Origin of the sequence: Bacillus cereus group sp. RP29 (assembly GCF_040459765.1) — a bacterium.
In the GTDB taxonomy this organism is placed as follows: domain Bacteria; phylum Bacillota; class Bacilli; order Bacillales; family Bacillaceae_G; genus Bacillus_A; species Bacillus_A paranthracis.
The window spans coordinates 718,507-741,694 of the sequence record NZ_JARVHN010000001.1 but is presented as its reverse complement, the minus strand read 5'-3'; the positions used below and the strand labels follow the sequence as shown (position 1 = coordinate 741,694).

The window sequence follows — 23,188 nt, the reverse complement described above, 5'->3', positions numbered from 1 at the left end:
TTTTTCTTTTAAGGGAAAACATGCTATTCTTTTAGGCAGGAAATGTAGAAAATGAGGTCGATATATTATGCATTATGATGTTATTGTCATCGGCGGTGGGCCTTCTGGGCTAATGGCTGCAATCGGTGCTGCAGAAGAAGGCGCAAGCGTCTTACTTCTTGATAAAGGAAATAAACTAGGGCGTAAACTTGCGATTTCTGGTGGCGGCCGCTGTAACGTAACGAACCGTCTACCACTTGATGAGATCGTTAAACATATACCAGGAAATGGCCGCTTCTTATACAGCGCTTTTTCTATTTTTAATAATGAAGATATTATTACATTCTTCGAAAATCTCGGTGTAAAACTGAAAGAAGAGGATCATGGCCGCATGTTCCCTGTTTCAAATAAAGCCCAATCGGTAGTAGACGCACTTTTAACACGATTAAAAGATTTAGGTGTAAAGATCCGCACGAATACACCTGTTGAAACGATTGAATATGAAAATGGTCAAACGAAAGCAGTCGTACTAAAGACTGGCGAAGTGCTAGAAACAAATCACGTCGTTATCGCTGTTGGCGGAAAATCTGTTCCTCAAACTGGTTCTACTGGAGACGGATATGCTTGGGCAGAAAAAGCTGGTCATACAATTACAGAATTATTCCCAACAGAAGTACCAATCCTGTCAAACGAACCATTTATTCGAGACCGTTCACTACAAGGCCTCGCTTTACGAGATGTAAACTTAAGCGTATTAAACCCGAAAGGAAAGGCTATCATTTCTCACAAAATGGACATGCTCTTCACCCATTTCGGCCTATCTGGTCCTGCTGCCCTTCGCTGTAGTCAATTCGTTGTAAAAGCACTGAAAAAGTTCAAAACGAATACAGTGCAAATGAGCATCGATGCATTGCCAGAAGAAAATAGTGAACAACTATTCCAGCGCATGCTGAAACAAATGAAGGAAGATCCGAAAAAAGGAATTAAAAACGTGTTAAAAGGTTATGTTCCTGAACGTTACTTCCTATTCTTATTAGAAAAAAATGAAATTGATGGCAGCGAGCAAGCTGGACAAGTTTCTCACGAGAAGATTCGTGCACTTGTGAAAGACTTTAAAGAATTTACTGTAAATGTAAATGGTACGCAGTCAATTGAAAAAGCATTCGTTACTGGCGGCGGTGTATCCGTTAAAGAAATTAACCCAAAAGAAATGTCGTCTAAATTCACGAACGGCTTATATTTCTGCGGGGAAGTTCTTGATATTCACGGTTATACTGGTGGCTATAACATTACATCTGCTCTCGTTACTGGTAGAATTGCCGGAACAACAGCTGGAGAAAATGCAAAAATGCAATATTAAACTGAGAAACAGGGATTCCTGTTTCTTTTTTTATAGGTACATGAAATTATATCGGCGATTCTGTAAATATATCAGCGATTCTGCTACTTATATCGGCGATTTTCCAAATATATCAGCGATTCTGCTACTTATATCGGCGATTTTTCAAATATATCGACTTACCGACAAAAAACGACAAATATCCCCACCCCTTAACTTTCCATTGCTTTTTTGTTGCTTTATTTACCTTAGTACCTTTATATTTTATATTGTTGAATATTTGAAAAAGGGTAAGGGGAAAACATATGAGAAAAAAAGTCATGATGTCTTTAATGCTAATGACGTTTCTTTCTGCTGTAGAAGGAACGATTGTTAGTACAGCGATCCCTCGTATAACGAGTGATTTATCCGGCGTTGAACTTGTTAGCTGGGTTTACGCAATTTACATGCTTGCCACAGCGGTTTCAACTCCAATATACGGAAAGCTAGCTGATTTATTTGGCCGTAAAAAAGTTTTACTTATTGGAGCTACAATCTTTTTAGTCGGTTCTGCACTTTGCGGTGTCGTTACATCGATGGAACAACTTATCGTCTTTCGTGCCCTTCAAGGTTTAGGTGCTGGTGCTGTCATGCCAATTACTATGACAATCATTGGTGACTTATATGACGAAGCGAAAGACCGCGCAAAAGCACAAGGATGGATAAGTGCTGTTTGGGGCGTCTCAGGTGTTATCGGGCCATTAGTAGGTGGATTTTTAGTTGATTCTCTATCTTGGCGCTACATCTTCTTCTTAAACGTTCCATTTGGAATTATCGCTTGCTTAATGATTGCCATTTACTACAAAGAATCTATTAAGCCTGCTAAGCACCATATCGACTATCTTGGTGCAACAGTATTCTCACTAAGTACGATTGCTCTACTATACGCATTATTAACAGGTAGCAGTAAGCAAAACTGGGGAGATATAACAATTATCGGCCTATTAATCTTCGCCGTCGTTTCATTCATTATTTTCTTATTCATCGAGAAAAAATCTCCGGAACCATTAATTCCGCTAGCACTTTTCTCTAACCGTACATTATCTACGATTAATATATTAACGCTTATCGCTGGCGCAATGATTATTAGTATTACAATGTACCTTCCAATTTGGAGCCAAGGTGTATTAGGAAAAAATGCAACAGAAGCCGGACTTATTTTAATGCCAATCCCTGTTATGTGGACATTTGGAGCTATTTTCTCTGGTAACTTAGTAGGAAAATTAAAAACGAAACAAATCATTTTACTTGGGGCTAGCATTTTATCAGTCGCTACGTTCTTATTATTTACATTATCAACACATTCACCATCGTTCCTTATTTATGTGGCAGTCGGATTATTCGGCTTAGGAATGGGGCTTGTGACACCGATTTACATGGTAACAATTCAAGCAGCCGTACCAGCTCATACACGTGGAACAGCCGTTGGTTTAAACACATTTATTAATACATTTAGCCAAACGTTAGGTGCGGCAATATTCGGTACAATCTTCAATACGATGATTCACGCACGTGGTATTAAAAACCTTGATCTTGTATCTGGCGGACATGGAGGTACTACAACAAACGTAGTAACCGAATCGCAATCCGCATTAGCATCAAGTGTACACGTCATTTATATGAGTACTTTTGTATTGGCAGTATGTACATTAATTATCGCTTGGCTTTTATTAAAGCCCGCTACACAAACGAGTGAGCAATAAGAAAGAGGATGACCAAAATGGTCATCCTCTTTTACTCTTCATTCTCCACAATATGTTTCAGCATGGACAATTTATTATCCCAAAAACGTTCATAATACGAGAGCCACTGTTGTAATTCCTCTAATGGTTCTGGATGCAAGCGATATATTTTCTCTCTTCCGCTTTTTCTTCCACTTACTAAATTCGCTTCTGAAAGAATATGAAGGTGCTTTACAACCGCAGTACGACTCATCGGAAAATGATCCGTTATTTTGGAAATCGGTAACTCTTTATCACTTAATAACCGTATTACTTCTCGGCGGGTTGGATCAGCAATTGCTTGAAACACATCATATTTCGCTGCTGATGAGGACACTTAGCCTTCGACAACCTTTTTCAGTTTTTCATTTACAATCGCTACCCAGCCTCCGCTCATTCTGTCGCGAATAATAGAGCTCTTCGCATTCGCTTTCGGAAGAATTTCATCAGGGTGTTTCCAGCCGCCGTGAATTAACGTAAATTCTGTTTTATTATCTCCTAGGTCTTTCAGATGAAATGAAACAACCCAGCCATCTGTATCCCATGAAAAAGATAGATGATTTGGCTCATCGATTTCTAATACTTTACATGGTGATGGTCCAAATGGTGATTGTACATGAAATTCATGTCCTACCTCTAATACGAAATCATTTGGCATAAACCATGAGGCAATCCCTTCTGCAGTTGATACTACATTCCACACCTTTTGAATAGACGCGTTAAAAACGATCGTTTGTTTAATGTCAGTTAATGTATGTTGTTGTTCCATTTCCATTCTCCTTTATTCGGCATTCAAATATAACACCTTTTGGTTACACTTCGATAATATAACACCTTTTAGTTTCATGTCAACGCTAACTCTTTTTTACTGTTGAGAAATTCTCAACATTTTTTCAACAGGACAAACACCCTCCGAACATTTCCTCATAATATACTCACAAAGGCAACAAAAAATAAAAACTTCTCTCAACATGAAACTCCATCATTCATCTTGGAAGAAGCGCCTTACGTATATCATGCGTATTTCGTCTCTCCTCCTTCCCTCAGGGACACTACGCGAGATATGAAAAATCAGAAGGAATATGCCCACCATTTGAGTAGGTAGTTATTTCTCTTCTCCTCAACATTTCCTTAGGAGCGAAATGACTACCGACTCACTTTTTTCAAACAAAAATAAAAAGGGGTTGAACGCTATGTTCTATTGCATTAACTGCTCTGATATTCACCATGAAAAACATCCGAATGATAAAGTATTCAAAAACGGTTTTTATATTGATCCATTTTTAGGTGATCGTTATCACCTTGGTATGTGTAAAGATGCCCAAAATCATGAGACAGGGGAGCCTCTTTTAACGACAAAGAAATTAGGCGCAACCCAATCTATTATGAACGTATTACCGACACATGTTGTCCCAACATAAAGCATAAAAAAGAGCTGGCTCATCCAGCTCTTTTTTATGCTTTATAAACGATCATTGCTGAAAAACAATAAATTTGGTTTTCGTCATCGTTAATAGAAACACCGACTTGGTACTTAATGTCTACAAAGTTACTATCATCAATCTTTTTCAAAAAAACATTTACAGCGTCTTCTAAGTCTTTTTCGTGACTTTCATCAAACACTTTTACACGAATCATGTTAACACCATCCTAGATCGCAGCCCTCCGCCGCTTGATTATTGCCACGGTGCGTATCTATGATGCGATAAAACTTTCCATCTTCATATATATATCCGTCTTCTAACACATATTGTTTACCTTCAGTATAGACATAAAACTTACCTATCATAAATTTACTCGTATACAATTCCAAATAATCTGGTCTAAATTTAGCTACCACTTTATTTGTAATATCAATTTTTATTGTGCGCCCCACCTTCTCTCCCTCCTTTGCAAAGAACGGATTTAGGTATATTGTATTAGCGATTTTACATTTTATGCTTAAAAATAAGTGGATATGCCTCCTTTCTCCACCTGTACTATTTTTCTAAAAAAATCATCCATAAATAAAAGTAAAAAAAATATATATAAAAAGAGCTTTTACTTATTGACTCAAATATAATTATTATGGTATTATATAAAATTTGACATTTACATTTACTTATGCTATCATTAAAGATGGTTACCACATATGGAGGTGGATGATTTGTTTCAAATTGGTGATAAAATCGTTTATCCAATGAACGGCGCAGGAGTCATCGAAGCCATTGAAGAGAAAGAAATATTAGGAACAATACGTCAATATTGTGTAATACGTATCATTAGTAAGGATATGCAAGTAATGCTTCCGATGGATCAATTACAAAAATCAGGTATTCGTTATATCGTAGATAAAGGTACGTTAGATGATATACTTCTTGAATTTCAAAACGGGGAATCAGATACATCACTTTCCTGGAAACAAAGATATACAATGAATATGGAAAAAATGAAAAACGGCAATCTGCAAGATAGTGCAGAAGTTGTTCGGGATTTACTTCGCCGCAATAAAGAGAGAGCTTTAAATGCGAGCGAAAAACAAATGCTAGATAATGCCCGAAAAATGATGATTAGTGAAGTTGCACTCGTACAAAATGTTTCTGAACATCAAGCAACAGAATATCTTCAAGATACAATTAATCACTAAATTTAAAATAGCTGGCCGCTATTTTTTTTTGTAAAAAAGGACGAAGAGTTTTATCTCTTCGTCCTTTTCTATTACCCTCGCCCAGCTTGAAACGATGGGTATAACGTCATTCCACCATCTGCAAATAGCGTAATTCCAGTTACATAACTCGCCTCTGAGGAAGCGAGCCACGTTGCGACTGCTGCAATTTCTTCCGGTTTTCCAATGTAGCCCATCGGTATCATACTTTCTACGTCAGCACGTTTTTTAGGATCAGCAAACTTTTCTGCATTGATCGGCGTATTAATTGCACCTGGCCCTATATTATTTACTCGAATACCTTTTGGTGCATATTCCATCGCTAACGTTTCTGTCATTAGTTTCATACCGCCCTTACTAGCTGCATAATGCACGAATAGCGGCCACGGAATTTTCTCATGAACACTCGACATGTTAATGACAGATCCTTTAATATCGTGTTCTACAAAATATTTAATCGCTTCACGGCTTCCTAAAAAAGCACCAGTTAAATTTGTGTTAATTACCCTATTCCAATCTTCAAGCGGCATTTCATGCGATGGTACCGCATTTTCTATCCCTGCATTATTAATCATAACGTCAAGCGTACCAAACTCTTTTACAGCAGATTGAATGAGATTCGCCACATCTGATTCGACCGTCACATCACCTTTTACAGCAATCGCTTCTCCGCCTACCTTTTTAATTTCTTCTAACACATCATTCGCTTCTGACTCCCGTGAGCGATAGTTAATCACTACCTTTGCTTTCTCCGCAGCAAACCTTACTCCCATTGCTCTTCCAAGACCACTTGCTGATCCTGTAATAACGACAACCTTTCCTTCTAAATCACTATACATTTCCATACCTCCTTTAACTTTTTGCTATACCTAACATAATTCCGGCTGCAATAATAAAAATGATACCGACAACAATCCCTGTTAATTGGCGTTTCGTTTTTCTTTCACCTAATATAAGAATCCCGCCAAGCGTCGAAATAATAATTCCCATTTGCGATAGCGAGAAACTTGTTGCCACTCCAACACGCGGCTGTGAAATGAATAAAAACATATTTCCAGCTGCCCAAATTAATCCTGGAATAATATTTCGTATTGCATATTTATTAAATGGATGATGTTTAAAAGTAAGCAAAATCCCCCCTAACACCATACCAACTGCTTGTGGCAACAAAGCTGACCAACCATCTACTTTAAATAGTCTAATCACTACTACATAAACTAAATAGCCGACTGTTGAAATCAATAAAATGATAATGCCTTTTTTAAAATTCCCCGCTTGCTCTGCATTCTTTTCTTCTTCACTTTGAAGAGATGTTAAAATAACACCAATAATAATACAAACGAGAGCTAATACACCAAGGACGACTGATATTGTTGTGGACCACTCATGAAATACGATGACTCCAAATAAAGTTGTCGCAACTAATTGAAGTCCTGTTGAAATGGGCATCGTCCTTGAAACGCCCATTAAATCAATACTTTTTAATTGATTCGCCTGACCGAGCGCCCAAAATAAACCTGACACAATACCAACTCCGATAACAGTAGGAGTCAATACTGGTTTCATAAAAATATAAACAACAATCGAGAAAATAAGCGCGCCAAACGTTGTACCGAGCGTTTGACTATAAGGCCCCCCGCCCAGTTTTACGTTAAATAGCACAATACTTCCCCAAAATATAGCTGGTAAAATCGCTAAAAATATATCCATCGCTCATTACCTTTCTTTACTAAATGTCATAGGTTATCACTCTGAATCAGTAGAGTGAGCTTTTATTTTTTCTTTTTCCCTTTCACAAATTTTTTCTGCAATAGCACCAGAAACATTCTTTTCTCGCTCCACTTTCTTTATCCTTACGTGATCTAAATAATCTTCCAAAGTAAGCGTAACTTTATCATTTGGCGGATTATGTGCTCCTTGAAATGTAAGAAATTGTAGCGTCACTTCATATCTAGGAACGAACTCACCATTCTTGCCGAGACGCTTTATATTGATAACTGAAGCACATTCATATTGATCTTCTGTCACTTGTCTTATCACAGAATAATATCGATTTAATAATGCACTTTCTAAAAGTTGTTCATTCGATTCTTTTGCCAAAGAATAACTTGGCAAAAAGGAAAAGATAGAACATATCATTGTTAGCATTACACATATTTTTTTCATAACGCCCTCCTTGTTCTATACGTTAGTGTTCTCAAAAACGCCATAAAAAAAACGACTTTCCCTATATAGGAAAGTCGTTTTAATGAATCCAATATTAACCACCGCTCACTGGTGGGATTAGTGCAACAACATCACCAGATTGAATCGTATCATCTTCATTTGCATATTCTTCATTAATCGCAACCATAATTGGTTCTGTGACTGGTACATTATATTCTTTTGCAATAACATCTTTTAACTCTGCAACCGTAATACTTTCTTTCTCTATTTGTAATTCACTTCTTCCTGCTTCTTCTTGTAAGTTCGCAAATAACAATACTCGAATCATACTTATAGCTCCTTCCCAGGCTCTCCCGCCGGATATGGCGTTTTTTCTAATTGATCGCCAATCCAAGAGTCTCCATCTTCCCAAAACTCTTTTTTCCAAATCGGAACAATTTGTTTTATGCGTTCCATAATGTATTCATTTGCTTCATAAGCCGCTTTACGATGCGGCGTTGAAACAGCCACAACAACCGCGATATCAGAAATTTGCAGTGTACCGATGCGATGTGTAATCGCAACGTGTGTATCTGGCCATTTCTCTTTCACTTCTGATCCGATTTTCTCTAGCATCTTTTCTGCCATCGTTTTATAAGCGACATATTCTAAGTATAATGTACGACGCCCTTTCGTAAATTCTCTAACCGTTCCAATAAATGTTGTAACAGCACCACATTCGCGGCGAATAACCTTATTCGCTACTTCTTCAATTGAAATTTCTGTATCAATTACTTCATAATACGTATGTGTCATTTCGCACTCCTTACCGTTTGTAAAAACCAGTCTATATACAACTCTTCTTCTGTTATATGAAATACTTTATATTCTTCTCGTAAGTTTGCAGGAGCATCATACCACGTAATAACTGCTACTATATTTTCTACTTTATGTAAAAGTTCAACGTCTTCCTCAGAACGAAGTAACACCACTTTTGGATAGCTCTCTTTTTTATAGCCCTCAATTAAAATTGTATCCACTTCAAAAAACTCGTATAAACGGATAATTTCTTGCAAGGACCATTCCTCTCTTAATGACGACAATGAAAGTAATCCAGCGCCTTCTACACTACTTACGACAGCACCGGCCTTTCGGTGCCTTTCACTATCTTTTTGCGCTACTTCTGGAAACCCTCCATGCCCGTGATGTTTAATCGTAGCAACTTTTATTTTCCGTTCAGCTAATGCATGTACAATTTTCTCTACAAGTGTTGTTTTCCCGCTATTTTGATACCCTACTATTTGTAAGATTGAAGGGGCTTTGCCCATGGCCAATCACATCCCTCAGCGTGCTCTAACAATAATACAGACACTTTCATCCCTGCCTCAAAGCCTCTCGTTCCTCCAGGCAACACAATAAAAGCATTCGCATCTGCAAGTGAAGATACCGCACTCGATTTATCTAAACCGACCGGCATCGCTTGTAATGCCCCGTCCACAATTGTCACCTTTGCTCTTACAAAACGAGTAAACGGATTCGGCTTTGGAAAATCTTTTTGTAAAATAGCATCTGCTCTATATACGTGAGGTTCTTTCGCATTCAAATATGTTTTTATAACTGGATGCACAAATAGCTCAAATCCTACGTAACAAGCTGACGGATTCCCTGATAAACCGAAAAGTAACTTTCCATCAACTTCAGCTACGGTCGTTACACTTCCTGGTCTCATCGCTATTTTATTGAAGAGTACATTCGCTTGTAATCTTTCATAAATAGCTGGCAAGTAGTCATAATCTCCTACCGACACACCGCCTGTCGTAATTAAAATATCAACTTCATCCATCGCTGATTGAACAGCTGTAAAACATGCACCTAACTCGTCGGCAAGTTGGCCATAATATCGGACTTTACCTCCAGCTTTCATAATTTGAGCAGCAATCATATAAGAGTTACTATTTCTAATTTTCCCCGGTTGTAACGACTCATGTACTTCTAACAATTCACTTCCTGTCGTCACAATACCAACAACAGGCTGTTTTACAACTTTCACAGTACTATATCCAAACGTCGCTAATAAGGCCGCAACACCTGGATTAATTGCAACACCTTTCTGAACGAGAACTTGATTTTGTTTTATATCTTCCCCTTTAAATGACACATTGTCGCCACTATGAAAAGGACGCTTTAACTTCATATATGTTTTTCCGTCCTTCTCAAAACCTTCCGTCAGTTCTAGCATTACGACTGCATTACAATCTGCTGGAATAGCTGCTCCTGTCATAATACGAACCGCCTGAAAAGATCCTACTGTATCTAGAAAAACAGACCCCGCTCCGATTTCTCCTATTACTTCAAACTCAATTGCATTCTCTTGATTTGCTTCTTTCGTATCTTCCGCTCGAATTGCGAAACCATCATAAGGAGAACGATCAAAATGAGGAACGTCATGATCAGAGACAACATCCTCCCCAAGAATTCTCCCGTAACTTTCCGTAATAGAAACTTCTTCTACTTCACCAATTTTCGCATATTCCATTACTCTCTCTACTGCCTCAGCAACTTGAATCGGAATTCGTTTTTCTACCATCGTTTCTCACCCCATATTTGCAATTTTTTTTATCTCGATTAAACTTTATATATTAAATAGAAATTACTTCAAGGAGGAATTCCATGTCTTCATTCACACACTTTAATGACCAAGGACGCGCGAAAATGGTTGATATAAGCGATAAAAAAGCAACCGTTCGAACAGCAATTGCGTGCTCTAGCATTGTCGTTACAAAAGAAATTTACGATAAAATCTCTCATAATGAAATCGGAAAAGGTGACGTATTAGCAGTTGCACAAATCGCTGGTATTATGGCTGCGAAACGCACTTCTGATATTATCCCAATGTGTCATCCTTTATTATTAAAAGGTGTTGACGTTTCTTTCGATTGGAAACAATCTGATGAACAATATCGATTACTGATTGAAGTAAAAGTTAAAACAGAAGGTAGCACTGGTGTTGAAATGGAAGCTTTAACAGCTGCTTCCGCTACTGCCCTTACTGTGTATGATATGTGTAAAGCTGTTGATAAAGGTATGATTATTGGCGAAACGTACTTACTTGAAAAAACAGGTGGAAAAAGTGGAGATTATACGAGAAAGTCTTGATTTTCTCTCTGTTGAACCTAAAGGGTTTCTCTTTAGGTTCAACCTATGTATCTTGTATATAAACGTTTTGCTACATTTATATCATTCGTCCCATGAATAAAAGCTCTGCCATCTGTAAATAAAACAAAACGAAATTCCTCTACCAGAAACGATACTAAATACGGAGTAGCCTTTACATCCACACTTCTTTGTAAGCGCTTTTTAATTTCTTCTAAATTAAATTCATTCCGCACACCTGGACGGATTTGTACTGTATTTCGTCCACATAACACTTCTGTTTTCGTTTGTGCTTCAAATGTTAAACTCGGATATGTACGTAATCTTCCGCAAGATAAACACGTTTCTTTTTTCTGTCTATTCACTTTAAATGCCATCTGTTGATTATTCCAAAGATCAAACGATAACATCGTTTCGCGAAGCGCCCCATAGTCTTCTACTAATATTTTCAACGCTTCTGTTATTTGATGCGCAACTACTAATTGCACCGCCGGCTGTATAATACCAGCCGTATCACATGTTGCTCCGCTTGCTGGATGCTCCATTAAACAGCGGAAACACGGTGTTTTTCCTGGTACAATTGTATACGTTACTCCGTAGCTTCCGACACAACCACCATATATCCATGGAATATTATACTTTTGTGAAATATCATTAATAAGAAGACGCGTTTCAAAATTATCTGTCGCATCTAATATTAAATCTACACCCTTCACTAACTCTTCCATTTCCTGCACTGTTACATCAGTCACAACCGGATTTATTTCCACCTCAGAATTAATCGCTTTTAAATGCTCTGCCGCTGCTACCGCCTTCGGTTTATACTGCTTTGCATCTTCTTCTGTATATAATTGTTGCCTTTGTAAATTACTCCACTCTACATAATCACGATCCGCAATTGTTACTTTTCCAACACCTGCTCTAACAATCGCTTCTGCATTTGCTGCACCAAGAGCTCCCGCACCAATAATAAGCACATGCTTCTCTCTAATTTTTCTCTGTCCTTCTTCTCCAACACCAGAAAATAATATTTGCCTTGAATATCGCTCCTGCATACGATAGCCCCCTTTCTTATCCTCCTATATAAGACATTTCAATTTTCGGACGATTTTTTGCACTTTCTTCTGTCCGTTCATCCGAATACCTATCTTTTCTATTCATCCATACATCTTGTATAACACGTAATAACTCCTCATCTGAAAGATTCCCTCTAAGAAGCTCCCTTAGATCGAGTCCTTCTGTCGCAAATAAGCAAGTATAAAACTTTCCATCTGCTGAAATTCTCGCTCTCGTACAAGAGGAACAAAAGGACTCAGAAACAGAAGTAATAAAACCGACTTCAATATTTGTTCCGACGTAACGATATCTCTTCGCAACTTCACCAAAATAATGCGCTTCAGCTTGCTCAAGCGGATACACGCGATGAATCATCTCAATTAACTCTCGCTTCGTAACGACTTGATCAAAGTTCCATCCATTTGTACTACCAACATCCATAAACTCAATAAACCTAAGCGAGATTCCTTGCTCTTTAAAATACGCAGCCATCGGAAGTACTTGATGATCATTCATCCCTTTTTTCACAACCATATTTACCTTTACATCAAGCCCGGCCTCTTTTGCAGCTATAATTCCCTTTATAACAGGTTTCGTATTAATATTCCGGCCATTAATAGCCTTAAATATATCATCATCTATTGCATCCAAACTAACATTTACTCTATGTAATCCAGCTTCTTTTAATACTTTTGCTTGCTTTGTTAAATGAATTGCATTGGTCGTTAACCCTATATCTAACAGCCCGTCAATTTTCACGAGACGTGCAATAAGTTTTGTTAAATCTTTACGAAGTAGTGGCTCGCCACCAGTAAGTCTAATTTTTCGTACACCAATGCTAACAAATAGTTTTGCCAAACGCTCAATTTCATCAAACGTCAGTAAAAACTCATCTTTCAAAAAAGCATAATCTGGCCCAAACACTTCCGCTGGCATACAATATGTACATCTAAAATTGCAACGATCAATGACAGATATACGTAAATCTTGAAGTGGGCGTCCAAAAAAATCTGTAACCATCTCCTGCATCGCCACCCTCCCTTTCTGCCAAATTTCTTTCTTTTCATTCTATTATAATATATTTTCGAACTGCGATGTTTTTGCTCATGTGAATAAAGTAAAACTTTCCTAATCAATGAGACTACATACAAATAAGGAGATAAAAAACCTTGAAGCATAGAAGCCTCAAGGTTTTCTTCTTATTAACTCAATCTAATAATCGTTAGAGTAGCTCCTGGCGTTGCCGTAGATAATGTAGCTATTGCAACTACTCCAAATAATTGCAAGCTAACAGTGGCTCCAGCAGGCAAGTTAGCAATGATTGTTGCACTAAAGGAACCAGTAGCCACTGTCGGGGCGTTTATCGTTCCTGCAAGCGGACTGCCATTTACAGTTATACGGGAACTTACAAGTAATCCTGCCGTTAGATTAATTGTATAAGCTATATAATAATTCCCTGCACTCGCAACTGTAAATACAGTATTCCCTCCACTGACAGTAATTCCTGGGCCAATATTTTGATTGTTCGGTAATGGTATATTCGTACCACCTAATAAAACGGAAATAGCGGTTCCAGATGTATTATTCGCAAATGCATATGTTGCAGTTGTACTAACTCCTGTCGCACCGGTCGCTCCCGTGTCTCCTGTTGGACCGGTATTTCCGGTCGGGCCCGTACTTCCCGTTGTTCCGGTGCTTCCTGTTGGACCCGTATCTCCCGTTGCTCCGGTGCTTCCCGTTGATCCTGTATCTCCTGTTGCTCCTGTACTTCCCGTGGCTCCGGTTACTCCCGTATTTCCGGTTGGGCCTGTTACTCCCGTTGATCCCGTACTTCCTGTTACTCCTGTTACTCCGGTATTTCCAGTTGATCCGGTATTTCCTGTTGCTCCTGTACTTCCCGTGGCTCCGGTTACTCCCGTATTTCCGGTTGGGCCCGTACTTCCCGTTACTCCTGTATTTCCGATTGGGCCTGTTACTCCCGTTGATCCGGTATTTCCTGTTGCTCCTGTACTTCCCGTGGCTCCCGTTACTCCCGTATTTCCGGTTGGGCCTGTTACTCCCGTTGATCCCGTACTTCCTGTTACTCCTGTTACTCCGGTATTTCCTGTTGATCCGGTGCTTCCCGTTGCTCCGGTATCTCCTGTTGCTCCTGTACTTCCCGTGGCTCCGGTTACTCCCGTATTTCCGGTTGGACCTGTGCTTCCTGTTGCTCCGGTGCTTCCTGTTGGGCCGGTACTCCCTGTTGCTCCTGCACTTCCCGTTGCTCCTGTACTTCCTGTCGGGCCGGTGCTTCCCGTTGATCCGGTATTTCCTGTTGCTCCTGTACTTCCCGTTGCTCCTGTACTCCCTGTTGGTCCCGTACTTCCCGTGGCTCCCGTTACTCCCGTATTTCCGGTTGATCCGGTACTCCCTGTTGCTCCTGCACTTCCCGTTGCTCCTGTACTTCCTGTCGGGCCGGTGCTTCCCGTTGATCCTGTATTTCCTGTTGCTCCTGTACTTCCCGTTGCTCCGGTTACTCCCGTATTTCCGGTTGGGCCGGTTACTCCCGTGGCTCCCGTACTTCCAGTTGGACCTGTTACTCCCGTTGATCCCGTTACTCCCGTATTTCCGGTTGGGCCGGTTACTCCCGTGGCTCCTGTACTTCCGGTCGGGCCCGTATCTCCCGTTGCCCCTGTATTTCCTATCGCTCCCGTACTTCCCGTTATTCCTGTATTTCCGGTTGGGCCGGTTACTCCCGTTGAACCCATGCTTCCTGTTGGGCCGGTGCTTCCCGTTGGACCAGTGTTCCCCGTCGCTCCGGTATTTCCAGTTGATCCGGTACTTCCCGTTGGACCCGTATCTCCCGTTGAACCCGTGCTTCCCGTTGGGCCGGTGCTTCCTGTTGATCCCGTACTTCCCGTCGCTCCCGTACTTCCCGTCGCTCCCGTACTTCCCGTGGCTCCCGTACTTCCCGTTGGGCCTGTTACTCCCGTGGCTCCTGTACTTCCGGTCGGACCCGTATCTCCCGTTGCCCCTGTATTTCCTATCGCTCCCGTACTTCCCGTTATTCCTGTATTTCCGGTTGGGCCTGTTACTCCCGTTGATCCCGTACTTCCGGTCGGACCCGTATCTCCCGTTGCCCCTGTATTTCCTGTCGCTCCCGTACTTCCCGTTACTCCTGTATTTCCGGTTGGGCCGGTTACTCCCGTGGCTCCTGTACTTCCGGTCGGGCCTGTTACTCCCGTGGCTCCCGTACTTCCAGTTGGACCTGTTACTCCCGTTGATCCCGTGCTTCCGGCTGATCCCGTACTTCCGGTCGGACCCGTATCTCCCGTTGCCCCTGTATTTCCTGTCGCTCCCGTACTTCCTGTCGCTCCCGTACTTCCCGTCGCTCCCGTACTTCCCGTTACTCCCGTTGATCCTGTACTTCCTGTCGGGCCCGTATCTCCCGTTGCCCCGGTATTTCCTGTCGCTCCCGTACTTCCCGTTACTCCTGTATTTCCGATTGGGCCTGTTACTCCCGTTGAACCCGTGCTTCCGGTTGGGCCCGTACTTCCTATTGCTCCCGTACTTCCGGTTGGACCTGTTACTCCCGTTGATCCCGTGCTTCCGGTTGCTCCCGTACTTCCCGTTGATCCCGTACTTCCCGTTGCTCCCGTACTTCCCGTTGATCCCGTATTTCCGGTTGGGCCTGTTACTCCCGTGGCTCCCGTACTTCCGGTTGCTCCGGTACTCCCCGTCGGCCCTGTCGTCCCTGTCATTCCAGTTGGCACTGGAGGAAAAGTAGGACCAACAAGATCTGGTGATAACTTAAAATTAGAATGTATCGACCTTTTTATTTTTAAATTTTCATCATTTCCTTCCACTACTCCCACCACCTTCAACAGCAAAATACAATTACAAAATATGCTTCACATAAAGTGAAACTTCAATCAGCCCGACCCCCACCTACCTTCTTTGCTTTCGCTAAATTTTGAGGGGGAATCTTACTGCCCATTAAAGTGGGATAAAAAATCACCTTCTATTTGAATTGTATTTTCCAAAGAGGTTTCCAATACTATTTTTCAAACAATTACTCCGCTTTTCACGCTACATAAGCTCTTCTTACAAATAAAAAACTCCCCTATGATTTTAGGGGAGTCCAGCAACTGAATCCATATTATCTGTATTAGGGACAGCTTGTGCTATACCCGATGCATTTACACTTTGCCCCATATTTGTTCCTGTTACAGTACCAGCAGGAGTACCTCTTGTATATGTTGTCGTCACCGAATCACCCGGCTGTAAACAAAGCTTCGTCTCCGTCCCTATTACTGTAACAACATCAATCCAAGTGCATCCCATTGAACCACTGTACGATTTCGAAGCAGTAAATGAAGTATCACTCAAATTATCACCTGTAAATATATTCCCAGTATTATTCACAATAACAAACTCTTTTATATGAGCAGGCATAATTACACTCTACCTTTCCTCTATGAACCTAATGTACGTGTACTCGTTGCTAATGGCGGAAGAAACACTGATGTTCGAATACCGCTTCCGGCTGTCTTTTCCCATTTAAAAAAATAGCCGCACTCGATCCTCCAGCACCTGCATACACTTTCGCTACAGCTAAAGGTGAGATATCATAACAATCGCCGACATTAACAGCCCCTGTATTATTTATAATTTTTACTTTCCGTAAGTTAATCCCCATTTACCTATCCCCCTTTTGTACACTGTATGCAAAAGAAAAAAACTTGAAACAGACTCGTTTCAAGTTTTTTAAACTACTTATTTGATTTCGCCTTCATATTGAAGCATACCGCCAACCATGTTCACTGTTTTAAAGCCTTGCTCATTTAAATAATGGCATACATTTTCACTGCGCATTCCCGAGCGACAAATAAAGATATATTCATTCTCTTTATCAAAGAAATCTACTTTATTTGGGATATCCCCCATTTTAATATGTACAGCTTCTGGAATTTTCCCTGTTGCTACTTCTTCATCTTCTCTTACGTCTACTAAAAATAACGTTTCTCCGTTTTCTAAACGCTCTTGTACTTCTTCTGTAGTAATTGTTTTCACTTCTGTCATATTTCGTTCCTCCTTATATACAATAAAACCTTTAATCTCTTCTTTAAACAATCATTTCTCATCAATTTTAGCACGCGAAAGAAAGAACGCAAAGAATAGGGAATTTATTTCTCAATTTTCTCGTAAAACTTATCCTTTACAAACATAACTCTTGCATTGTATCCTCAATATACTTGTTTTATGAAAGGAGCCAATGAAAATGACACTTTTTCTTTTCATTATGGGCATCATTTTCTTAATCGCTGCAATTATTGCTCTTAGTATGAAAAATAATAGAAAGATAAAATCACCACAAGAAATGTCATTCTTGTTTCTATTGCTTAGTATCGCCTTCTTCGGTATAGCAATTGCCACATATATTTTCCGCCTACAAATCATGTAAAAAAAGGTGCCTACTACATACATTGCACCTTTTTCACATCATTTATTTTCTACACAAAACTAGATACTTTCCGATTTAAAAACTCATACACTTTCTTTTCAAATAAATGAATATCAAATACTCCCGCCATATGCCCATTTATACTTTCTATCTCATATACTTCTGCATACTTCCCTTGTTTTTGCAATAGGTCTACCATTTTATAATTATAACGTGACGGCTGAAGCAAATCTTGTTTACACGGAATCATAAGTACATTTGCTTCTACATTAGACAGCGCCTCTTCTAAAGACGAAAATCCATGCGCAATGTCATGTAATAAAACTGCTTTCGCAGTGTACATCCACGAATTTGCATCTACTAACTCTATACTTCTATATATCAATTTATTTATCTCTTTCTCAAATGATGTTAATGAAGAAACCTTTTCATACGGTTCTACTTCTATACTATTACGAGGGAAGGTTGTTTCATAAAAATGCTCATCAAACGCGTTCATAAACATCATTCTATTTGCTAACTGAAGCCCCTTCATTGGCTGCTCTTCTCCATATTTCCCGCCCTTCCAACTTGGATCCAGCCGGATAGCCTCAATTGCATTTTGCGCTACATTTACCGACGTAATAATTGGATTTTGCGGGTTCGTAATAACACCAATCATCCGCTCTACCATATGAGGATAATGAACAGCCCATTGCTGCGCAATCATCCCGCCAGCTGACGGTCCCATTACAGCATGTAGCCTTGCGATTCCCATATCTTTTATTAACTCATATTGCATACGAGCTACATGAAGAAATGTAAAAACCGGAAAGTCCATCGCATATTCATCTCCAGTTTTCGGATTAATCGATTTCGGTCCCGTTGTAATTACATAAGGGTTCTTCACCTGCACATTACAAAGATTATCAGTGCATATAACAAAGTATTTATTTGTATCAATTGCTTTTCCCGGTCCAATTAAACCATCCCACCAGCCAGACTCCTCATCATACGCTGTATATTTTCCTGCCGCGTGACTAGTTGCACTAAAATAATGACAAACCAAAATCGTATTTGACCTTTCTCTATTTAAAGTACCATAAGTCTCATACCCCATTTGAACAGGAATTGTCCTACCATTTTCAAATGTAAACTCCTTTAAAATAAATTTCTCCTTTTTTACAATTTGCACAGACTCGCCCTCTTCTCGTCATAGTATGTACTGCTTACTAAAGGATTTTTTCTATGCAAACCCATCTCCTCCTTCTTTTCATAAATAAATGAATAATATACAAAATTAGCCACAAAATAGCACTATATTACACAATCAAAGAGGGCATACATATGATTTGGAATTGGCTACGTAAGAAAAAAAAATCAAATACAACAGAGAAAAACGAAACAGATAATTCGGAGCAAAAACCTAACAATCAAGAGGACGACAACAAAGAACAGACTAGAAGTACGAAACATAATAAAGGTAACAATAGCGAGCAAAAAAAAGAGGAACACAAGGAATCTTCTCAAGATAATCAGCAAAATCAATCGAATCAAAATCAGCAACAAAGTGCTAAACAAGATGAATCTTCTCAAGAGCAACAGAATCATTCTAAGCAGAACAACTCCGATCAGGGTCAACAGCAATACTCTAAGCAAGACGAATCGAATCAAGGGCAACAGAATCATTCTAAGCAGAACGACTCCGATCAGGGTCAACAGCAACACTCTAAGCAAGACGACTCCAATCAAGAGCAACAGAAGCATTCTAAGCAGAACGACTCCGATCAGGGTCAACAGCAACACTCTAAGCAAGACGACTCGAATCAAGAGCAACAGAAGCATTCTAAGCAGAACAACTCCGATCAGGATCAACAGCAACACTCTAAACAAAACGACTCGAATCAAGGGCAACAGAAGCATTCTAAGCAGAACGACTCCGATCAGGGTCAACAGCAACACTCTAAACAAGACAACTCAAATCAGGATAAGCAACAAAATTCTAAAGGTAATAGTATTTATGATTTTTCGAAACCAGAAAAAGATCGTATTCATTCTTTACAAGATTTAATAGAGAAGCTGAAAAAGTCTAGTGATTTTGTGAATTATCATACATCCGACGACGAAACGATGCCTTATTGGATTTCTTACTATCGTCCTTCGCTTGATGGAGAGAAATTACAAAAATATTTAATGCCCACTCTTTTAGAACGACCTAACGCATCACTAGAAGAGCTGAAGGAACATATTCCGATGAGCGGCATTACAATTACGAACGATTTACAAAAAATTGAGGACATGGTTTTAAAGGGGCATGCGATTGTTCAAGTAAATCAACAAGATCAAAAATGTATGCTCGCAAATATTGCAATTGATAATTATCGTGCACCAACTCCTCCTTTAAATGAATCGACTGTTATTGGTCCGCAAGAAGGTTTTGTAGAAGATATTGATACAAACATAAATTTAGTACGAAAACGTCTTCCTGTTTTAGATTTACAAACAAAAGAGATGATTATCGGTGAGTTTTCCAAAACAAAAGTTGTCATGATGTATTTAGACAACCTTGCTGAAAAAGATAATGTTGATTTTCTAGAGGAGTCTTTACGTGCTCTTGAATATGATCAAATTAATGATAGTGCTTATTTACAAGAATTGATGGGAGAAAAGTCGATTTTCCCTCTCTATATCAATACAGAACGCACTGATAGAGTTACAAAAGCACTAATCGATGGGAAAATCGCTATTTTTGTGGACGGTTCTCCAAGTGTTTTACTAACACCTGTATCCTATTTCGATTTTTTCATTTCACCAGAAGACTACAACGTCTCTTGGCTATACGCTACATTCTCAAGGGTTTTACGTCTTATTTCCGTTTTATTCTCTATATGTGCTACACCGTTATACGTTGCAGTTTTAAATTATCATTATGAACTCATTCCGAGTGATTTACTTGAAACTTTAATTTTATCAAGGGCGCAAGTACCATTCCCGCCTTTAATTGAAGCACTCTTTTTAGAACTCGCAATCGATTTACTGAGAGAAGCTGGGGCAAGGTTACCGATGAAAGTTGGTCAAACGCTCGGTATTGTAGGCGGTATCGTAATCGGACAAGCATCTGTACAAGCTGGTTTAACGAGTAATATTTTATTAATTATCGTTGCCTTATCAGCACTCGCATCCTTTATTACACCTATTTATAAAATGGGTAATGCGGTTCGATTACTACGTTTCCCGTTTCTCATATTTGCAGAAATAGGAGGACTTTTCGGGATTTCACTTGGATTTATCTTCTTATTTACGCACCTATTTAGACTTACTTCTTTACGCAAGCCGTACGCTTTGTTCTACCCAACAAGACAACAATCTGTTAAAGATTCTTGGATCCGTTTCCCTTTAACAATGATTGATACACGGGATGTACAAGCAAGGCCACAACATGTAAAAAAAGCAGCGAAAGGAATTTCAACAAAACATAGATCAGACTTTGATGATTAAGAAATGAGGTGCATTCGATGAGTAAAGTTCAAGAAAAATATCAAATATCTCCTATCTTCGTTTTCTTCTTAATTCACGGTGCACAGTTCGGTGCTGGCGTTCTCGGCTTCGCTCGAATCATCGCAAAGGCCGCTGGATATGACGGATGGATGGGCGTTGTAATCACAGGACTCTGTATCCATCTCCTTATATGGATGATGTATTTTTTATTAAAAGAAACAAATGGAAATTTAATTGATTTACAAAGGCAAACGTTTGGAAAGTGGATAGGAAATGTCTTTAATATCATCTTTGCAGCTTATTTTTTAATCGTCAGTATTTCGGTTATTCGAACGTATGTTGAAATTATTCAAGTATGGATGTTTCCTACCGCTTCCACCTTTATGTTAACACTCTTTTTGTGCTTAGTTAGCTATTACATTATCTCTTCTGGATTTCGTGTAATTACCGGTATTTGCGTCATCTCTATTGGTGGTACATTAGGATATTTATTTCTAAGTTTATTCGTTTTGAAATACTCACATTGGGATAATTTACTACCTATATTTACACATTCTTTTTCAGACATTTTAAAATCCGCTCAACTGTCAATCTACAGTATGACCGGTTTTGAGATTTACCTCATGGTGTATCCATTTGTGAAAAAGCCTATGCAATCTCATAAATACGCTCAGCTCGGAGCACTATTTTCAAATCTTCTATATCTATTTAGCACCCTTTTAGCCTTTTCTTTTTTTAGTGAAAAACAATTGTTAAAAACGATATGGGCCCAACTTTCTATGACCCAAGTCATTCAATTACCATTTATAGAAAGACTCGAATATATTGCAATTTCAGGCTATGCACTTGTTATTATTTCAAGTTTTATCCTCCCTTTATGGGCGTCAATGAGAGCAACTCACGAAATATTTCGTGTAAAACAACGAGGTATTTTAATTGCTTTTTTCTTTATCACGCTTATTGTTTCACAACTTTTAACAAACAGGCACGATATTAACAATTTTATTAGTAATGCAGCAAAAGTTAGTTTTTGGCTCATTTATGTATACATCCCAATCCTATTTATCATTGTGTGGGTGAAAAGAAAATGGAAAAAATCAAAAGCACAAGCAAATTAATACTTATTTCTTGTATAACATTCTTCAGTCTAACGGGATGTTTACAAAAAAACATTATCGATGATGTACAACTTATTCAAGGAACCGTATTTGACGTTGCAAAAGATAATAAAGTAAAAGTGACATTCGTTTGCCCCATTCAGAAAAAGGGAAATAAAGTTCAAGTTTTTGAAGGAACTGCAAATGCGGTAAAACAAGTAAAAACAGATACATCGTTAGAATCTTCTCAACCTTTTGCTAGCGGACAAATGCGTGTCGCTCTATATACGATAAGACTTGCTAAAACAGGAATGGCTACTTCATTCGATACATTACTTCGAGATGTGAATATAGGGAACGCTTTATATGCTGCTTTATTAGAGGGGAATGGTACTGAACTTTTAAAAGGCAAATATTCGACTTCATACAACGTTGCAATTTATATAAAAAAATTGCTAGAACATAATATGGAGACCGGTCCTTTACCAACGGATAACCTACATGTAGGAGCATTCCGTTATTATCAAGAAGGACAAGACTACTATATTCCCATTTTAAAGAAGCATGGTGATAAAATAAAAATTACCGGAATTGGTCTTTTTAAAAAGGATAAATATATCGGTAAAATTGCGGAAAAAGATATGTTCATCTTTAAAGAACTATTAGAGAAACATAAATTAGATTCACATGAATTTAAAACGGATTCTGCATACGTAGTGGTTAACAACATTCGTTCTATTCCATATTACGATATAAAGATCAAAAACGGGAAGCCTTCTTTTTTCATTCACGTTCATCTTGATGCACGTATTCAAGAACTATCAAAACAAATTAACTTAGAAAATAATAAAAACACAAAAAACATTGAGAAAGATGTTCAAAAGCAATTAGATAAACAAGCTGCTAAGTTAATTAAGCAGTTTAAATCTTTAAATGTCGATCCCCTCGGGCTAGGAGCAAAATATAAACACCATTATCGTCCATTCAAATTAGAAGAGTGGAGAAAAATGTACAAAGATGTTCCAATTCATATAAAATACACTGTAAATATTACAAATTCTGGTGTAATTGAATGAGAAATGATTGAACTCCTCT

26 protein-coding genes and 1 pseudogene are annotated in these 23,188 nt (G+C 39.0%); 9 read left to right on the top strand and 18 right to left on the bottom strand.

Going from position 1 to position 23,188, the window contains the following annotated elements; genetic code table 11:
* Positions 1–67 precede the first annotated feature (67 nt).
* Positions 68–1,339: a BaiN/RdsA family NAD(P)/FAD-dependent oxidoreductase gene (locus QCI47_RS03825; protein WP_000558878.1), complete on the top strand. Its 1,272-nt coding sequence runs from the start codon at positions 68–70 to the stop codon at positions 1,337–1,339.
* A gap of 284 nt (positions 1,340–1,623) precedes the next feature.
* Positions 1,624–3,060 carry an MDR family MFS transporter gene (locus tag QCI47_RS03820; protein ID WP_001228033.1) on the top strand — a complete coding sequence of 479 codons (1,437 nt, stop codon included), beginning with the start codon at positions 1,624–1,626 and terminating at the stop codon, positions 3,058–3,060.
* Between the two features lie 31 nt (positions 3,061–3,091).
* Here the strand turns inward: QCI47_RS03820 and QCI47_RS03815 are convergent, their stop codons facing one another.
* Positions 3,092–3,415, bottom strand: a complete 324-nt coding sequence (locus QCI47_RS03815) for an ArsR/SmtB family transcription factor (protein WP_000098837.1) — start codon at positions 3,413–3,415, stop codon at positions 3,092–3,094.
* The gene (locus tag QCI47_RS03810) at positions 3,416–3,847 is read right to left on the bottom strand and encodes an SRPBCC family protein (RefSeq protein ID WP_000437669.1); all 432 of its coding nucleotides are present in this window, start codon (positions 3,845–3,847) and stop codon (positions 3,416–3,418) included. It lies immediately after the preceding gene.
* 424 nt (positions 3,848–4,271) lie between these two features.
* Between QCI47_RS03810 and QCI47_RS03805 the strand changes: the two genes are divergently transcribed.
* The gene (locus QCI47_RS03805) at positions 4,272–4,499 is read left to right on the top strand and encodes a DUF3973 domain-containing protein (protein ID WP_000498984.1); all 228 of its coding nucleotides are present in this window, start codon (positions 4,272–4,274) and stop codon (positions 4,497–4,499) included.
* A 34-nt stretch (positions 4,500–4,533) separates the two neighbouring features.
* On the opposite strand, the gene QCI47_RS03800 is transcribed toward QCI47_RS03805, so the two are convergent.
* Together QCI47_RS03800 and QCI47_RS03795 are read right to left on the bottom strand one after the other, a co-directional pair.
* Complete coding sequence (locus tag QCI47_RS03800; RefSeq protein ID WP_000621751.1) at positions 4,534–4,716, bottom strand: sporulation protein Cse60; 183 nt, start codon at positions 4,714–4,716, stop codon at positions 4,534–4,536.
* Between the two features lies 1 nt (position 4,717).
* Positions 4,718–4,954, bottom strand: a complete 237-nt coding sequence (locus QCI47_RS03795; protein ID WP_000533800.1) for a DUF2553 family protein — start codon at positions 4,952–4,954, stop codon at positions 4,718–4,720.
* A 255-nt stretch (positions 4,955–5,209) separates the two neighbouring features.
* Here QCI47_RS03795 and QCI47_RS03790 point away from each other — a divergent pair, with 255 nt between their 5' ends.
* Complete coding sequence (locus QCI47_RS03790) at positions 5,210–5,704, top strand: CarD family transcriptional regulator (protein ID WP_001998466.1); 495 nt, start codon at positions 5,210–5,212, stop codon at positions 5,702–5,704.
* 71 nt (positions 5,705–5,775) lie between these two features.
* Here QCI47_RS03790 and QCI47_RS03785 read toward each other — a convergent pair whose 3' ends face one another.
* From QCI47_RS03785 to moeA, 7 genes are all read right to left on the bottom strand, one after another.
* Positions 5,776–6,561, bottom strand: coding sequence for a glucose 1-dehydrogenase (locus QCI47_RS03785; RefSeq protein WP_000286685.1), 786 nt, complete (start codon positions 6,559–6,561; stop codon positions 5,776–5,778).
* A 13-nt stretch (positions 6,562–6,574) separates the two neighbouring features.
* The gene (gene glcU / locus QCI47_RS03780; protein ID WP_061185361.1) at positions 6,575–7,432 is read right to left on the bottom strand and encodes a glucose uptake protein GlcU; all 858 of its coding nucleotides are present in this window, start codon (positions 7,430–7,432) and stop codon (positions 6,575–6,577) included.
* A 36-nt stretch (positions 7,433–7,468) separates the two neighbouring features.
* On the bottom strand, positions 7,469–7,888 hold the full coding sequence (locus QCI47_RS03775) for a DUF3888 domain-containing protein (protein ID WP_000717661.1): 420 nt from the start codon (positions 7,886–7,888) through the stop codon (positions 7,469–7,471).
* 94 nt (positions 7,889–7,982) lie between these two features.
* On the bottom strand, positions 7,983–8,216 hold the full coding sequence (moaD, locus tag QCI47_RS03770; protein WP_000621789.1) for a molybdopterin converting factor subunit 1: 234 nt from the start codon (positions 8,214–8,216) through the stop codon (positions 7,983–7,985).
* 2 nt (positions 8,217–8,218) lie between these two features.
* Positions 8,219–8,683: a molybdopterin synthase catalytic subunit MoaE gene (moaE, locus tag QCI47_RS03765; protein WP_000149942.1), complete on the bottom strand. Its 465-nt coding sequence runs from the start codon at positions 8,681–8,683 to the stop codon at positions 8,219–8,221.
* Positions 8,680–9,195, bottom strand: a complete 516-nt coding sequence (mobB, locus tag QCI47_RS03760; protein ID WP_109630353.1) for a molybdopterin-guanine dinucleotide biosynthesis protein B — start codon at positions 9,193–9,195, stop codon at positions 8,680–8,682. The genes moaE and mobB overlap by 4 nt, the downstream gene beginning before the upstream one ends.
* Positions 9,165–10,454, bottom strand: coding sequence for a molybdopterin molybdotransferase MoeA (gene moeA, locus QCI47_RS03755; RefSeq protein WP_061536623.1), 1,290 nt, complete (start codon positions 10,452–10,454; stop codon positions 9,165–9,167). The genes mobB and moeA overlap by 31 nt, the downstream gene beginning before the upstream one ends.
* An 83-nt stretch (positions 10,455–10,537) precedes the next feature.
* On the opposite strand from moeA, the gene moaC reads away from it, so the two are divergent.
* Entirely contained in the window at positions 10,538–11,023 is a 486-nt protein-coding gene (gene moaC, locus QCI47_RS03750) for a cyclic pyranopterin monophosphate synthase MoaC (protein WP_000094141.1), read from the top strand.
* Positions 11,024–11,061: 38 nt separating this feature from the next.
* Here moaC and QCI47_RS03745 read toward each other — a convergent pair whose 3' ends face one another.
* From QCI47_RS03745 to QCI47_RS03720, 6 genes and pseudogenes are all read right to left on the bottom strand, one after another.
* The gene (locus QCI47_RS03745; protein WP_001158102.1) at positions 11,062–12,075 is read right to left on the bottom strand and encodes a molybdopterin-synthase adenylyltransferase MoeB; all 1,014 of its coding nucleotides are present in this window, start codon (positions 12,073–12,075) and stop codon (positions 11,062–11,064) included.
* A 16-nt stretch (positions 12,076–12,091) separates the two neighbouring features.
* Positions 12,092–13,105: a GTP 3',8-cyclase MoaA gene (gene moaA / locus QCI47_RS03740; RefSeq protein WP_001157135.1), complete on the bottom strand. Its 1,014-nt coding sequence runs from the start codon at positions 13,103–13,105 to the stop codon at positions 12,092–12,094.
* A 173-nt stretch (positions 13,106–13,278) separates the two neighbouring features.
* A complete protein-coding gene (locus QCI47_RS03735) occupies positions 13,279–15,921 on the bottom strand; it encodes a beta strand repeat-containing protein (RefSeq protein ID WP_353811702.1) in 2,643 nt (880 codons plus the stop codon).
* A gap of 265 nt (positions 15,922–16,186) precedes the next feature.
* On the bottom strand, positions 16,187–16,510 hold the full coding sequence (locus tag QCI47_RS03730) for a hypothetical protein (RefSeq protein ID WP_001110853.1): 324 nt from the start codon (positions 16,508–16,510) through the stop codon (positions 16,187–16,189).
* Between the two features lie 20 nt (positions 16,511–16,530).
* Positions 16,531–16,754: pseudogene (locus QCI47_RS03725) on the bottom strand (spore germination protein).
* A 77-nt stretch (positions 16,755–16,831) separates the two neighbouring features.
* Positions 16,832–17,137, bottom strand: a complete 306-nt coding sequence (locus tag QCI47_RS03720) for a rhodanese-like domain-containing protein (RefSeq protein ID WP_000141219.1) — start codon at positions 17,135–17,137, stop codon at positions 16,832–16,834.
* A 199-nt stretch (positions 17,138–17,336) separates the two neighbouring features.
* On the opposite strand from QCI47_RS03720, the gene QCI47_RS03715 reads away from it, so the two are divergent.
* Positions 17,337–17,519 carry a hypothetical protein gene (locus tag QCI47_RS03715; RefSeq protein ID WP_000171883.1) on the top strand — a complete coding sequence of 61 codons (183 nt, stop codon included), beginning with the start codon at positions 17,337–17,339 and terminating at the stop codon, positions 17,517–17,519.
* Positions 17,520–17,568: 49 nt separating this feature from the next.
* On the opposite strand, the gene QCI47_RS03710 is transcribed toward QCI47_RS03715, so the two are convergent.
* Positions 17,569–18,693 carry a homoserine O-acetyltransferase family protein gene (locus tag QCI47_RS03710; protein ID WP_309423396.1) on the bottom strand — a complete coding sequence of 375 codons (1,125 nt, stop codon included), beginning with the start codon at positions 18,691–18,693 and terminating at the stop codon, positions 17,569–17,571.
* 152 nt (positions 18,694–18,845) lie between these two features.
* On the opposite strand from QCI47_RS03710, the gene QCI47_RS03705 reads away from it, so the two are divergent.
* From QCI47_RS03705 to QCI47_RS03695, 3 genes are read left to right on the top strand one after another with little or no spacing between them, the layout of a single operon-like run.
* Positions 18,846–20,996, top strand: coding sequence for a spore germination protein (locus QCI47_RS03705; RefSeq protein ID WP_353811701.1), 2,151 nt, complete (start codon positions 18,846–18,848; stop codon positions 20,994–20,996).
* A 17-nt stretch (positions 20,997–21,013) separates the two neighbouring features.
* On the top strand, positions 21,014–22,114 hold the full coding sequence (locus tag QCI47_RS03700) for a spore germination protein (RefSeq protein WP_000049063.1): 1,101 nt from the start codon (positions 21,014–21,016) through the stop codon (positions 22,112–22,114).
* Positions 22,084–23,169 carry a Ger(x)C family spore germination protein gene (locus QCI47_RS03695; RefSeq protein WP_353811700.1) on the top strand — a complete coding sequence of 362 codons (1,086 nt, stop codon included), beginning with the start codon at positions 22,084–22,086 and terminating at the stop codon, positions 23,167–23,169. Before QCI47_RS03700 ends, QCI47_RS03695 begins: the two co-directional genes overlap by 31 nt.
* The last annotated feature ends 19 nt before the right edge of the window (positions 23,170–23,188 follow it).